The 13974-nt window shown below is 47.2% G+C and carries 11 protein-coding genes and 1 pseudogene; 4 read left to right on the top strand and 8 right to left on the bottom strand.

What is annotated here, in order from left to right; all coding sequences use genetic code 11:
* Window positions 1-21: 21 nt before the first annotated feature.
* The 8 genes and pseudogenes from V1498_RS12655 to V1498_RS12620 form a co-directional block, all read right to left on the bottom strand.
* A complete protein-coding gene (locus tag V1498_RS12655; RefSeq protein WP_409294083.1) occupies window positions 22-990 on the bottom strand; it encodes an NAD(P)-dependent alcohol dehydrogenase in 969 nt (322 codons plus the stop codon).
* 116 nt (window positions 991-1106) lie between these two features.
* Window positions 1107-1705, bottom strand: a pseudogene (locus V1498_RS12650) (Crp/Fnr family transcriptional regulator).
* Window positions 1706-1844: 139 nt separating this feature from the next.
* Window positions 1845-2384 carry a competence protein ComK gene (locus tag V1498_RS12645; RefSeq protein WP_409294082.1) on the bottom strand — a complete coding sequence of 180 codons (540 nt, stop codon included), beginning with the start codon at window positions 2382-2384 and terminating at the stop codon, window positions 1845-1847.
* A 405-nt stretch (window positions 2385-2789) separates the two neighbouring features.
* Window positions 2790-4463 carry a M4 family metallopeptidase gene (locus V1498_RS12640; RefSeq protein ID WP_409294081.1) on the bottom strand — a complete coding sequence of 558 codons (1674 nt, stop codon included), beginning with the start codon at window positions 4461-4463 and terminating at the stop codon, window positions 2790-2792.
* 366 nt (window positions 4464-4829) lie between these two features.
* Window positions 4830-5963 carry a GntR family transcriptional regulator gene (locus V1498_RS12635; RefSeq protein ID WP_409294080.1) on the bottom strand — a complete coding sequence of 378 codons (1134 nt, stop codon included), beginning with the start codon at window positions 5961-5963 and terminating at the stop codon, window positions 4830-4832.
* 85 nt (window positions 5964-6048) lie between these two features.
* Window positions 6049-6333 carry a hypothetical protein gene (locus tag V1498_RS12630; protein WP_409294079.1) on the bottom strand — a complete coding sequence of 95 codons (285 nt, stop codon included), beginning with the start codon at window positions 6331-6333 and terminating at the stop codon, window positions 6049-6051.
* 43 nt (window positions 6334-6376) lie between these two features.
* Window positions 6377-6643 (bottom strand): phage holin, encoded by a 267-nt coding sequence (locus V1498_RS12625; RefSeq protein WP_409294078.1) that lies wholly within the window; start codon window positions 6641-6643, stop codon window positions 6377-6379.
* Window positions 6618-7031 carry a hypothetical protein gene (locus V1498_RS12620; RefSeq protein ID WP_409294077.1) on the bottom strand — a complete coding sequence of 138 codons (414 nt, stop codon included), beginning with the start codon at window positions 7029-7031 and terminating at the stop codon, window positions 6618-6620. The genes V1498_RS12625 and V1498_RS12620 overlap by 26 nt, the downstream gene beginning before the upstream one ends.
* A gap of 394 nt (window positions 7032-7425) precedes the next feature.
* Here V1498_RS12620 and V1498_RS12615 point away from each other — a divergent pair, with 394 nt between their 5' ends.
* Genes V1498_RS12615 through V1498_RS12600 form a run of 4 tightly spaced genes read left to right on the top strand, consistent with a single transcriptional unit; the run spans window position 7426 to window position 13754 of the window.
* Window positions 7426-8799: an ABC transporter substrate-binding protein gene (locus tag V1498_RS12615; RefSeq protein WP_409294076.1), complete on the top strand. Its 1374-nt coding sequence runs from the start codon at window positions 7426-7428 to the stop codon at window positions 8797-8799.
* Between the two features lie 60 nt (window positions 8800-8859).
* Window positions 8860-9780, top strand: a complete 921-nt coding sequence (locus tag V1498_RS12610; protein WP_409294075.1) for a carbohydrate ABC transporter permease — start codon at window positions 8860-8862, stop codon at window positions 9778-9780.
* Between the two features lie 13 nt (window positions 9781-9793).
* The gene (locus V1498_RS12605; RefSeq protein WP_409294074.1) at window positions 9794-10618 is read left to right on the top strand and encodes a carbohydrate ABC transporter permease; all 825 of its coding nucleotides are present in this window, start codon (window positions 9794-9796) and stop codon (window positions 10616-10618) included.
* A gap of 25 nt (window positions 10619-10643) precedes the next feature.
* Window positions 10644-13754 carry an alpha-mannosidase gene (locus V1498_RS12600; RefSeq protein WP_409294073.1) on the top strand — a complete coding sequence of 1037 codons (3111 nt, stop codon included), beginning with the start codon at window positions 10644-10646 and terminating at the stop codon, window positions 13752-13754.
* The last annotated feature ends 220 nt before the right edge of the window (window positions 13755-13974 follow it).

Genomic DNA, 13974 nt, shown 5'->3' with positions numbered 1-13974 from the left:
GGAAGAGGGCACATACGATTATTAAATACAAACCACCACCTTCCCCTGAGCATGACCCTCCCCAAAATACTGGAACGCCTCAACAATTTCACTTAGCGAAAACCGCTTATCAATCACCGGTTTTACTTTTCCACTCTGGAGTAACTCTTTAACCTCATTCAAGTCTTGTTGGTTTGCTCTCTGTAAGAGGTGATTAAATGACCTGCTTCCGGTCCTGGAAATGAGAGGACCGAGGAATAGTGCTTGAAAGAATTGGGATTCGGAACCTCCAACGTGAACAAAATGGCCATTTGGTTTGAGTGCCCGTTTATATGCTGACATGGAATTAGAACCGTTCACACCCAGGATCAGATCGTAGTGCCCCTCATTTAGCGTGAAGTCCTCCTTGGTATAATCTATAACATAGTCGGCTCCAATGGAACGCAGGATCTCTACATTTCTGGTGCTGCATACACCCGTTACTTCAGCCCCGAACGCTTTGGCGATTTGTACCGCAAATGTTCCGACTCCGCCGGATGCTCCGTAAATTAATACCTTCTGGCCCGGCTGGATTTTCCCTTTATCGCGCAGTCCTTGCAGGGCCGTCACGGCTGCCATGGGTGAGGCAGCTGCTTCCTCAAAGGAGATATTGTCTGGCTTCAGGGCTAAAGCAGATTCGGGAACCGCTGCATATTCAGCAAAGCCGCCCCAGCCGCATACGGAGAGGTCACCGAAAACTTCGTTGCCTTCTCTAAACAGCGTAACGTGCTTACCAACAGCTTCAACTGTACCGGCGATATCTCCGCCCGGCACAGGGTATTTGGGTTTTGTCAGTCCGAAGGCAAAACGGGCAGGGAAGGGCTTGCCTTTTAATAGAACCAAGTTGCCAAAGTTGAGGGAAGAAGCATGAACCTTAACCAGTACTTGATGATCGCCGGGTACCGGTTTTTTTATTTCCTTTACTTCAAGTACTTGAGGTGAGCCATATTTCTCACAAATGACTGCTTTCATACAATCTCCTCCAAATTAAAAATACAAAGCTTTGCAAATGTCCTTGTAAAATGTTGGTTACATCATAACAAGGGCATGAAAACTATTCATTGACTTAAGTTAATTATTGGAGAATTTTAGGACCTATTTTGTATGTAATTTGTTTTTATCCGCTTTTTTATCCGGCTTAAGGACTCGGGAGTGATTCCGAGATAACTGGCGAGTTGATGCTGCGGGACACGGTCAACCAGCCCAGGACGTTTCCTTAGGATATATTCGTAACGCTCTTCAGGGGATAATTGAATGAAGTCTCCAAAGTGTTCCTGAATTTCACTCATGTCGATTTCCATCATAGTTCGGATCATGGTTTCCAGCTGCGGGTATTTGGCAAACAGGGTGTTTTCAGTATCCATGTCGCCGGCAACCAATAGGGAGTCCTCGGCACACACCAAGGAATATTTCGAGGCATTATTTTGATTTTGTAAGTTGATGATGGGGATCGCCTGCTCTTCGGTAAAAAAGTTCGATGTGACTTCATGACCCCATTCATCGATAAAAAACTGTCGACACATCCCCGCAGCACAAAGTAACACTTCATGGTGGAAAGCTCTCCTTGTCCCAGCAGGCAGGTTCCTTTTTTATATTCATTAATGTGCAGGCTTTCATAGATGGCGAGCTGTTCATCACGGCTGAGGGAAGAAAAATCAGACATAAAATTCAGGAGGATTTCCTTCATAAGATCTTCCTTTCAGATTGGATTAGTCCCTGTCATTTTCATTATACGCGTTTGAACGCTGGAATAGCTTCAAAATAGGGAACGGTGCCAAACACAAAAACCGTTCTTCAATTAAAGCTTGAAGGACGGTTTTCTTCCATTACATATTCGTCGCAGGGCTCTCGCTCACAAGCTGAAAGCCGCTTTGGGGCTCATAGTAATAGACAGCCCGCCTGGTTTTTCGCTGCTGGTGGCTATGCCGCAGCTGGATGGCATTATTCTTTCTTCTGTTGAAGCGGCCCAGTTTCATATCGATGGTAAAGGAGTGGCCGTAACCAAGGTTTATTCTCGTGGTGAAAGGTGACACTTTTTCTGGTAGAAGGGTGTGCGAAAGGGCGATCCAGATGCTCTCGCTGTGTCTCGGTGAGTGGAGCGGGAACCAGTAGATATCGAGTTCTGAGCATACTTCAATCGGACACCAGCTGACATTGCCGAGGATGGATTTGGCGCTCTGGATGCCGCCGATGAGGCTGGAGCCGTAATACAGCATGCTGTTATTTAGAATCGTGGTGGGTTTTTGAGCGACTAAAAACGTTTCATGTCCCTGGATCACCAGAGAGTAGTGATTAGCAAACGAATCAAATGATGACTTAATTAAAACGGTTTCATAATTAATAATATAACTATCTTTCATTTCCATTCGTTTTCCCCCTATAATTATCTCTAAAAAATCAGCTGTCCATCCCCCGTTATATCCTTCCTCCTTTCCCTGTTTCTAGTTCAATTATCTTATATTTCCCAAAACTTGTAAAACGTTTATTTTCTCAGTGCGGGTTTTTTCAATTCGTCCCCAAAAGGGCTAATTTGGCCAAAAAAATGAAGGTTTCAAATGAAATATTTCCTGCCTCATTTCTTTATTCCGACAAAAAAATCTATCAGAGGCAAAAAAACTGCAGAGGATTTGTATGAAATACAAATGAGGACACTATTCTTTTGTAGTTATATTAATCTAATATACGGCAGCATGAAAGGGCAGGGGAGCCTAAATTCTTCCAAGAAAAAAACCGTGCAGGCTGCCCGCACGGTTCTTCCTTCAAGCTATTGGTTATTCCGTAATTCCAACGCCGTTTAAGCCATTTTCGCTGGCCTTGGCTTCCGCACTGCCTGCACCGTACAGATCTACCGCAGATTGGATGATGGCCTTGCGGGCATCGCTGAAGTTCGAGTCTGGAGTGAGGTAGACGGTCAGGGCACGGTAATAGATCTTGCCGAGCTTCTCCTTACCGATCTCAACACCTGTCAGGTAGGCCGCGTGATTGATGATGGAGGAGTTGATGTGCACTCCGCCATTATCGAGGTTCAGCGGCAGGTCGTAGTACTCGTCCATGTGCTTCGGATACAAACCGCGGCCGTCGCCATATGACGTATAGGCAGCGCCGACCGGGAACTTATTCGGATTGCTGAGGCTCCTCAGGGAATCGCGACCTGAAGCCACAGCATCCGGTGCCATGACATCTTCGCCCATTTCCCAGTCATCGCCGTCGATCAAGGCGCCGAAGATGTCTGAGAAGGCTTCATTCAACGCGCCTGACTGGAAGCGGTACTTCAGGCCGGCAGAGTGGGTGGTCACACCGTGCGTCATTTCGTGCGCCGCTACATCAAGTCCTGCAGACAGTGATATAAAGAACTTCCCGTCGCCATCGCCGTACGTCATCTGGTAGCCGTCCCAGAAGGCATTGTTATAGTTGTCGCCATAATGGACCGTCGATTTGATGGCCATGCCCTTTCCGTCGATGGAATTTCGTCCATGCGCGTCCTTGTAATAATGATACACCTGCTCGGAGTTATAATGCGCATCTACAGCAGCGCGGTCATAATCATCCTTGAAGGAAGCGTCATTGCCTGAATAAAGTGTTCCAGGAAGACGGACCTCTGCGGTGCGCCACTGATTTTTGAAATCATACGTATAGATGCCGCCGAGGTTTTCATGAGAATTATCGTACAGGTAAAATTGTGTTCCTTCCCCTGAACCGGCTTCATTTTTATGCGTGATATGAAGGGAGCGGCTCTCACCCTTTACACCGGTGCCAACACCAGTGGAAGACTTATAGTCGTCCGCATGCATCAGGCCGTTGTACTGATCGATCACTTCACCCGTATTCGCATCCACAAACACAAACCAGTTGCCCGGCTTCTCTCCAAGGAAAGTCACATTCACTTTATAGGCGAGATATTCTTTTTCCTGGAAGGGATAAATAACGAGCTCAGTCTTCGGGGCATATTCCAGCTCTTCAGGAGCAGAGACGGCTTTCTTCGCATGTTCAAGCGCTTTTCCTGAGGAAAGCTCCGGCTTTGTAGAAAGAGATTCTTCTGCAACCTCATTATTATAATAACCGTTTACAGTGGAAACACTTCCGTCCTCTGCATAGTGGACAATCAACTCCGCACCTTCAACCGGCACGCCGTCCTTTTCCTGCTGCAGCTTCACATGAGTCATGCCCTTGCTGTCCTTTTCCTGGGACTTTACTTTGAGGTTATTTCCAGGGGCCACAAGCTTCAGCGAGTCCTTGTTCTGCTCAACATATTGAACAGCATCCGCGTTCGCTCTTTGTCCGGACTTACTCTTTACGAATACCTGTTTATTCTGCTGGCCGTAAGCTTTGCCGGGCGTACCGCCGGAATTCTCAATCTGAACCGCACCTGCAGGACTTGCGCCGAGAGCGCTCGTAAACAATGCGGCAGATAACACCATCGGAAATACAAACTTCTTCTTGTTCAATAACTTCCCCTCCAGAATACTAGATAAGGCTTCCACTGTTTCGGTTAACGAAAATTCCGGGACGCTTAAAAAGTATTGTAAGGGATGAAAGAGACATTGTTAACAATAATTTTACAAGATTCAGAAAATTGAGTCTTTGGAAATAGAGAGGGCAGTAAAACCGGTTTTGCTTATAGTTCTTAACGCATATATTTTTAAGGAAAGCCACTGCAGAGGAGATTGATCAATGAACAAATTACTCTTTAATTTCTCCTATAGATATAGAGGATGCAGGTAAAGAAAAAATTTAATTATGAAGGTTAGAAATTCGAACCTTAATATGTAAAAAGGAATGAGCCCATCCGCTCATTCCTTTTTCTTGCTGCTTCAGACCGTATTCCCCTCCACAAGCTTGAACTCTACCATATTCTTCACAGGCACCGTTTCCCCATAGATTTGTTTTAAAAGCAAGTCTACGGATTTGACCGCGATTCCCGCCTCATCCTGCTTGATATGAGTGAAAATTATATCGTTGTAAAACCAGCCGGGATGGTCGAAGCAGGCGATGGCATAATCGGCTGGGATCGATTTCCCGAGGGACTTTAGGACATGTGAGAGCACGCTGGCGATTTCATATTCGCAGGCGATAAAGGCTGTCACATGCGCATTTTCCTCGATGAACTTCCTCAGTTTGATCAAATCTTCCTGAAATTCATCCGATTTTTCAAAAGTAGGAAGGGTGCTGAACATTTCTGTCAAAAGCAGATCCGGACTGACGGCGATCCCTTTCTTGAGATAGGCAGCTTGAAATCCCTGGATTCTTTCTTCGATGGAGGAAGTGTCTTCTTCCGGCGGCGAGACAAACGCAATATGATCATGACCCTGTGTCAGCAGGAATTCAGTCAGATTTTGGGCAGCTTTTTTGTTGTCCGTATACACCGAGCAGACCGGGATTCCTTTTAAATATCGGTCGATTAAAACAAGAGGGAAGCCCTCGAGAACCAATCTCAGAATGCTGGCAGTATAATGCTGTCCATTGACGGGGTAAATCAGGATCCCTTTTACCCCAAGCTGGACCATCGTATTGATCGCCTCGTCTTCCTCCTCCTGGCTGCCATATGTCAGCTTCACGACTAAGCTGTAATTCTTTTCAGCGCAGCGTTTCTCAATATTCTTCATGATATTCCTGCCAAAGCTGTCCTTGAAGAAGTCGGGAATGATAAGGGCGATTAAGCCATTCGGCTCGTCTTCCGGGATCTCACTTGGAGCAGGGCTGCTTTTTTTATTGAGAGTACTCATGTCCGGAAGTCTTTCTGAGACATAGGACCCTTTCCCGCGAATGCGTTCAATGGCCCCGATTTGGACCAGTTTTTCCACTGCTTTTTTCGAGGTGATCCGGCTGACCCCAAACTGGCTTGCCAATTCCTTCTCAGTCGGAAGCTGGTCTCCGGGCTTGAGCTGCTCGGTCTCAATCTGATTCAATAAGTCCAGATAAATTTTTTCGTATAATGGAAGTTCCACGTATCCTCACATCCTCATAATCTCATAAATGATATATCAAATATATCATTTCATAAATATTCTGACAATATACTTGGAATAATTGTTAAAAAAAGTCCGGTTCTTTATAGATTCGATTGGCTGTATCAGTACGAGTCTTTAACGGGACATCACCGGCGCCTGGTGCAACATCATAAACATGAACTACGCACCTTTTTAATTCTGCGATTAACAGGGCTGCAGTTGGTTCGTTGAATTCCTCTTCTTGAATCCTGCGTCCTAAACTGTTAACGACGGGGGTTTCTTTTCCTGGTGTTGCGCTTGGGTTAGCCTTATTTTCTCTTAAACCTGCGTGCCCGCCATCGATAAAAGCTAAATGAACAGTAGTCATTTTTTCATCCCTTCTTAAAAAAAAATAGCCGCCCGAAGGCAGCTTATCTTGGTTCAGTATAATTTTGCGCCCTGGCACTATCCCGCAGGCCGGCCGTGGTTGGATCCTGAATATTTCCGATTGTGGAGAAAACCCCAAATAGTGCATTGATTACGGCTAGCACCCAGCCCTTAATTTCCTCTGTGAGCTGAAAATCTGTGAGACCAACAGCATGAGCGCCAACCAAAAGAATTTCTGCCAAAATAAAAAGCTGTGACACAAAGGCCATAACCCAGAGTTTATTCTTAAATCGCACAGTCCAATTGATCATGTCTTTTGCCTCCGAACCATTTCATAATGTTGTCCCATTTAGTAATAACAAAAGATACCAGCCCAACTATGCCAGACCCGCCGCACAGCCCTAAAAAGAGGACTTTTCGAGTCGTTATCTTTGTTTTCATGATTTCCCCTTCTTGGGTAGCCCTGATTTTATTCATTTCCCCTTCTTCCACAGTCTTGAGCTTTTTAATATCTAGTGTATGCTCTAACAATTTCTTGGTGAGTTCTTTTTGGGAACTGAATTCTTTTAATACGGTATTTTCGATTTGGACTTGTCCTTGCTTGATTTGAGCGTTTTCTTTTCTAACCTCACCCAAGTCTTCAATGACTTTCCCGTAATTTAGTTCTAGCTGACCAATCCTTTTTTCATGATCTTCCAACCGGATGACAAAGCAAAGTGCCCCGAATGGATGAATTTTTTAGAGCAAATTTTCCAAGGGGATAAAGAGTTAGTTGAATACATGCAGCGGCTGTTTGGATATTCCCTCACCGGAGAAATTACAGAACAAATCATGGTCTTCCTGATCGGCGGGGGATCCAAGGGAAATCAACCTTCATCAATACGATTAAGGACCTCATGGCCCATAGCATCCTTTTACCTAAAGGAAAACCGAATATTTTAAGTTTTCAATTAACATATTGACATGTATCAAATATACCATTTATGCTAAGAGCATATCATCTCAGCAAAAGCAGTGAATCGGTCTTATTTTTTTATATCAACTTGTAACCGCTTACAATATTGAAAAAATATGAAGTATAGGGGAGAGAGTTATGAAAAAAAGGATGTTCACGAAAATCGCGGCTGTTTCCGTCATTGGCGGCAGTATGCTGCTGAGTGCAGCGTGCTCAAATGAAAGCTCGTCCAGCGAAAGCAGTGGAAAACAGGTTATCAAAATTACATACCGGTCAGGCGGAGGGACGAATAAAGGGCTGACCGACTGGCTCAATAAGGAGATCATTCCAGCATACGAGAAGGAACATCCCAAGGTGGATGTGAAACTGGCGCCGCTCAATGTGTCGGAAGGAGATTATTTTGCCAAGGTTGCCTTAATGTTAAAATCCAAAAACACCGCACCCGACATCGTGACCGAGGATACCTTCATGGTCAATTCCGATGCGAGCGCCGGCTATCTGGAGCCTCTGGATGATAGAATCAAGGACTGGAGTGAATGGAGCAATTATAATGACAGCGTGAAAAAGGGTGTCATTGCCCAGGACGGAAAAACGTACGGAGTGCCTTATAACACCGACTCCCGCGGACTCTGGTACAACAAGGATCTTTTTGAAAAAGCAGGACTTCCCGTTCCATGGGAGCCGAAGTCCTGGGATGATATCTTAAAAGCCGCACAAACCATCAAAGATAAGCTCCCCGGCGTGACCCCAATCTGGATGAACTCCGGAAAGGCGACAGGGGAAGCAACCTCCATGCAGACATTCGAAATGCTCTTATCCGGTACAGACACTCCTCTATATGATAATGACTCCAAGAAATGGGTTGTGAAAGGCAAGGGCCTTACCGATTCCTTCAAATTCATTGATACGATTTACGAGAAAAAGCTGGGTCCAAGTCTTTCCCAGGTACTGAATGGATCGGGAGGCGCCGTGGCTTACCAGCAGATGTTCCCTAAAGGAAAGCTCGCGATAGGGCTCGACGGCTTCTGGCAGACAGGAAACTGGGGCGAGGACGGCGCCGCACCCTGGCCGGATGCCTTCAAGATATTAGGATTTGCAGCCATGCCGACTCAGAACGGTCAGGCTCCGGGAACCACATCCATGTCAGGCGGATGGGCGCTCTCCATTCCAAAAAATTCACGTCATAAAGATGCAGCCTGGGACTTCATTAAATTAGCCTCTAGCAAGGAAAACAACTTGTCACTCCTTAAAAAAGAACGAAATCTGACTCCTCGTGATGATGTCGCAAACGAACCGTCTTATCAGGAAATCCCGATGTTTAAAGAAGCCACGGAATTCCTGAGCTTCACCCATTTCCGCCCGGCAGTCGATAAATATCCTACTGTATCCACACAGATTCAATCCCTTGTCGAGGGCGTGGTCACCGATAAAATCACCCCAGAAGATGCGGCCAAGGAATATCAAAGCAATGTAACGAAAATTGTCGGTGAAGACAATGTGATCGAAAAATAAAAGAGGAGGCTGCGCTAATAAAGGCAGCCTCCAGCTAAAAATGATAGGACGGGGTGTGAAATGAGGTCAAATACAGCTGTATCGCCAGCCGTCACAATCAAGCAGAAAACCAAAAGAGATCATACTCTTTTGAAATCAGTCCTTTTCCTGCTGCCAGCCTGGATTCTCTTGCTCGTTTTCTTTGTAGGACCGATCTTACTGACCTTTTACTTTGCTTTTACCAATCTTACGCTGACCGGTACAGAAGCTAGGAGTACACAGTTCATCGGCTTCCAGAACTTCGTCACCATGTTCCAGGATCCGGATTTCCGGATCTCTGTAGTTAAAACCATTGTGTTCCTTCTGTTTTCTGCCGTCATTGGCCAGCAGGTGCTGGGCTTTATCCTCGCTGTCCTGATGAAGGAGAAAAACAAAACCTTCCGCCGGATTATCGGTATCATTGTCCTGGCCGGATGGGTGACACCGGAGATTGTGGTAGCGTTTTGCTGGGTAGCGTTCCTAAGCGATAACGGAACCTTGAATATGATTCTCCAGCATATCGGAATGAAGCCGGTCACCTGGATGTATACCTTCCCGATGGTGAGTGTGGTCATTGCGAATATCTGGCACGGAACAGCCTTTTCAATGCTCGTGTTCCAGGCAGCCCTCGACGATGTACCGAAAAGTGTCGAGGAGGCAGCCGTCATGGATGGAGCGAATAAGTTCCAGGTTCTGTTCCGCATCGTCCTGCCGATGGTGAAGGGATCGATCGTGACGAATATGATTCTCGTAACTCTGCAGACACTGGGCGTATTTACCTTGATTTTTGCCATGACCGGCGGAGGGCCTGGTACATCTACCCAGACACTGCCAATCTTCATGTACAATCAGGCGTTCGTCAATTACCAGCTTGGCTATGGAACCGCGATATCCCTGATCCTGCTTGTGATTGGAATCGGAGCCAGTTTGATTTATATGCGGTCCATGAAGGCTGATATTTAAAGGAGGGATATTCATGAACCGTTATAATGCCGAAAAAGTCGTTCCATATGTCATTCTGACGACCCTGGGGATCTTGTTTATCCTGCCGCTTTTATGGGTGTTATTGGCATCATTTGATCCCAATGCCCAGCAGGCCCTGAAAATGCCGAGCTCCTTAACCCTGAAGAATTTCACATCCATTTTTGCGGATCCGGCTAATCTCCGTTCCTTTGGAATCGGGCTGTTTATTTCGGTTGGCCAGGCAGCGCTTGTGGTAATGGTCGCCATCATGGCCGCTTATCCGCTGTCACGATATGCCTTGAAATTCAAGAAGCCGTTTATGTATACCATCCTGTTCATGACGGCCCTGCCAATCACGGCGGTGATGGTGCCGGTCTACCAGCTCTTCATTTATCTGAATATGCAGGATTCCCTCATCGGAACCATCCTGTTTTTAACGGCATCCGGACTGCCTTATGCGATTTGGATGATGAAAAACTTTATGGATTCTGTTCCGCTGGAATTGGAGGAATCCGCATGGATTGACGGTGCGTCTGTCTGGGCAGGCCTGCGGAGGGTGGTCGCGCCGCTTATGATTCCTGGCATTTGTACAGTCGCGATCTTTACCTTTTCCGGAAGCTGGGGGAACTTTTTCGTTCCGTATATCCTTATTCAGTCACCGGACAAATTTCCAGCCTCCGTCACCATTTTCCAGTTCTTTGGGACCTTCGGGATGATCGAATACGGAAAGCTCGCTGCTTTCTCCATGGTGTATACGATGCCTTCAGTCATCTTATATATATTTTCACAGAAGTTCATGAGTACAGGCTTCAGCCTCGGCGGAGCATCTAAAGGCTGATCTCAAAATAAAAGGAGTGCTTGATATGTTTTGGACACTTGATAAATTAGAACGCCGTATACAGGAGCTGGATTCCTACCGTTATCGAAATGCCCAGGAGATTCAGTCGTTTCAGGCACTGGAGGATGTAGAAGGAAACATTTCCGAACGGCCGCCTGAAGGCGGGGAATGGGGAACCATGAATGTCCGGGACCGCTGGGATGGCCGCGACCAATATATCTGGCTGAAAACTCAGGTTTCCATCCCTGAGGAGTGGGCCCAGCAGAAGATTGTGGGTGTGTTCGACTTTGGAAAAACAGGCGGAGGCAATAACTCCGGATTCGAGTCCCTGTTGTATGTAAATGGCACACCGTATCAGGGAGTGGACATGAACCATCAGGAGGTGTTCTTAGGTGGAAGCCACGCCGGGACCAGCATCGAGCTCTGCTTCAGGCTCTGGTCAGGGCTTGAAGGCGGAGGGCAGCCGACGCTTCAGGAGCATCAATTGAAGAAGGCTTTTATCGCCTGTCTGGATGAAAAGGCCGATGATCTGTATTACACGGCAAAAGCAGGCTTGGAGACCGTGAAGTATCTCGAGGAAAACCAGCCCGAGAGACAGACGCTCCTAAATGTCCTGGACCGCGCCTTCCTGTTAGTGGATTGGTCAGTTGCGGGCTCAGAAGGATTCTATGATTCTCTTTATGAGGCTCAGTCTCTATTAAATGCAGAAATTGAGCAAATGCCCCCAAGCTTCCCAGTAACCGTGACCGCCATCGGGCATACCCATATCGATGTAGCCTGGCTGTGGCGGCTGAAGCATACAAGAGAAAAAGCGGCCCGCTCCTTTTCCACCGTCCTGCGGCTGATGGAGCAGTACCCGGATTATGTGTTCCTGCAGACCCAGCCGCAATTATATGAATATATCAAAACGGATTATCCGGAAATTTATGAGCAGATCCAAAAACGGGTGAAGGAAGGACGGTGGGAAACAGAAGGCGGAATGTGGCTCGAAGCCGACTGCAACCTGACATCCGGGGAGTCGCTCGTACGCCAGCTGCTTTTAGGCACCAAATTCTTCCGCAAGAACTTCGGGAAGGAATGCGAATATTTGTGGCTTCCGGATGTATTCGGCTACAGCTGGGCCCTCCCGCAGATTCTGGTCAAGTCCGGCATCAAAACCTTCATGACCACGAAAATCAGTTGGAGCCAGTACAACAGGATGCCGCATGACACCTTCAAATGGAGAGGCATCGACGGTACGGAAATTTTGACCCATTTCATCACCACCCCTGAGGATGACCGCTGGTTTTATACATATAACGGCCAAATCACCCCTCGTTCCGTCAAAGGAATCTGGGAAGCGTACCGGGATAAGGGCGTGAATCAGGAGCTCCTGCTTTCTTATGGCTACGGCGACGGCGGTGGAGGCGTGAACCGCGAAATGCTGGAGATGAGACGAAAGCTGGACAAAATGCCAGGCTTGCCGGCTGTGAAGACAGGCAGAGCGGACGAATTCTTCCAGCGCCTGCATGAGACTGTCGAAAACACCGATCATTATGTCCATCTCTGGGATGGGGAGCTCTATCTCGAGTACCACCGCGGAACGTATACCTCACAGGCCTACAATAAACGAATGAACCGGAAAATGGAGCTGCTGCTGCGTGAAACCGAGTGGCTGAATGCATTGAACAGTGTCCTGAAGGGTTCTTGGTCAGCTTACCCTGCACAAGAACTCGAGGAAAGCTGGAAAATCGTCTTGAGAAACCAATTCCATGACATCATTCCAGGATCCTCGATCACTGAGGTGTATGAGGACAGCAGGCTGGAATATGCTGAAGCACATGAGCTTGCGGCGGGTGCATGGAGTGCGGCTTCCCAGTCCATTGCAAAGAATGATGGAGGAGGCGCAATTGCCGTTTACAATTCCTCTTCGTGGAAGCGTAACGATCTTGTGAAAGTTGACACAAAGGCTCCTGGTGAATTGCTCTGGAAGAATGAGAGTGGAGACGTACTCGACGCCCAGAAAACGGCTGACGGGAAATGGCTGGTCAGGGTTTCGGATGTACCGTCCCTCGGAAAGAGCACCATCCGCTATGAACAGGGTACGAATGGAACTGTTTCGTCTTTTCATACAGCTGAAAAAAGTGTTTCCACCCCTTATTATGAAATCTCTTGGAATGACAACGGCCAGCTGACCCGTATCTTTGATAAGAAAAATGAGCGGAATGTCTTGGCACCGCAGAAAAGGGGCAATGTGTTCCAGGTGTTCGAAGATAAGCCGATGCGCTTTGATGCCTGGGATATCGATCTGTACTATCAGGAAAAAATGAAGGAAATTTCGAACCTGCAGGATGTCCAGGTGATCGAAAATGGGCCTGTGCGCTGTGTGGTGGAATTCAAATGGGCATATTCCCACTCAACTATTTTCCAAAAAATGGCCTTGTATGCCCACAATCCGCGGATCGATTTTGAAACAAAGGTGGATTGGCATGAACAGGACCAGCTGCTCAAAGTCGCATTCCCTGTGGAAATCCGGGCAACAGAAGCCACGTACGATATCCAGTACGGAAACGTAAAACGACCGACCCACTGGAACACAAGCTGGGATTATGCCCGGTTTGAAACAGTCGGCCATCAGTGGGCAGATCTCTCTGAGCGGGATTACGGGGTGAGTCTGCTGAATGACTGCAAATATGGCCATGACATCAAGGACAATGTGATGCGATTGACTCTATTAAAATCCGCTACCTATCCGGATATCAAAGCAGATCAGGGTGAGCATCTGTTTACCTATTCGCTCCTTCCTCATGCAGGCAGCTGGTATGAAGGGAATACCGTGCGCCAGGCTTGGGAGCTCAATAATCCTCTAACCTATGCGGAAGGTCAGACAGAGAGCGTTTCACTGTTCAGCGTTTCTGCACCAAACGTGATAGTGGATGCTGTGAAAAAGGCAGAGAATGAAGATGCCCTTATCATCCGTCTGCACGAATTTGCCGGAGCTCGCGGGAAAGTGGAGGTTGGAAGTGATAGGAAGCTTGAATTCTGGCAGGAGTGCGATTTGATGGAGAGAAGTATCGCTGAGGTTCAGGAAGGCAAAGGCTTTGCGTTTGATATTAAGCCTTATGAGATTAAGACGTTTATGGTGAAGCTGAAATAGGGAATTCTCTAGACGGGAAAGATAGTTGGGCCGCTGAGAAGTGGTTTAGAGCAGGCGGCTCAGGACTAAAACTGCTCCCGCTCCTCCTGATAATGGTTCAGAGAGGGCTTCTCAATACACAAGCTCCGGCTGTTCTGCCTGGAAAAGATTAAGAGAAGGCGCCTCAGGACCAAAACTGCGGCGCTCCACTGGAAAATGGTTCAGAGAATGACAAAAAAGG

Origin of the sequence: Paraperibacillus marinus, assembly GCF_046237605.1 — a bacterium.
Classification (GTDB): domain Bacteria; phylum Bacillota; class Bacilli; order Bacillales; family DSM-1321; genus Paraperibacillus; species Paraperibacillus marinus.
The sequence above is the reverse complement of the archived record's forward strand: the minus strand, read 5'-3'. Positions and strand labels throughout refer to the sequence as shown.

Coding starts and splice junctions, on each gene's coding strand:
- V1498_RS12645 (WP_409294082.1), bottom strand. CDS start 2,384: ATGGAAATGAAAGATAGTTATATTATTAATTATGAAACCGTTTTAATT.
- V1498_RS12655 (WP_409294083.1), bottom strand. CDS start 990: ATGAAAGCAGTCATTTGTGAGAAATATGGCTCACCTCAAGTACTTGAA.
- V1498_RS12615 (WP_409294076.1), top strand. CDS start 7,426: ATGAAAAAAAGGATGTTCACGAAAATCGCGGCTGTTTCCGTCATTGGC.
- V1498_RS12605 (WP_409294074.1), top strand. CDS start 9,794: ATGAACCGTTATAATGCCGAAAAAGTCGTTCCATATGTCATTCTGACG.
- V1498_RS12625 (WP_409294078.1), bottom strand. CDS start 6,643: ATGATCAATTGGACTGTGCGATTTAAGAATAAACTCTGGGTTATGGCC.
- V1498_RS12600 (WP_409294073.1), top strand. CDS start 10,644: ATGTTTTGGACACTTGATAAATTAGAACGCCGTATACAGGAGCTGGAT.
- V1498_RS12630 (WP_409294079.1), bottom strand. CDS start 6,333: ATGACTACTGTTCATTTAGCTTTTATCGATGGCGGGCACGCAGGTTTA.
- V1498_RS12610 (WP_409294075.1), top strand. CDS start 8,860: ATGAGGTCAAATACAGCTGTATCGCCAGCCGTCACAATCAAGCAGAAA.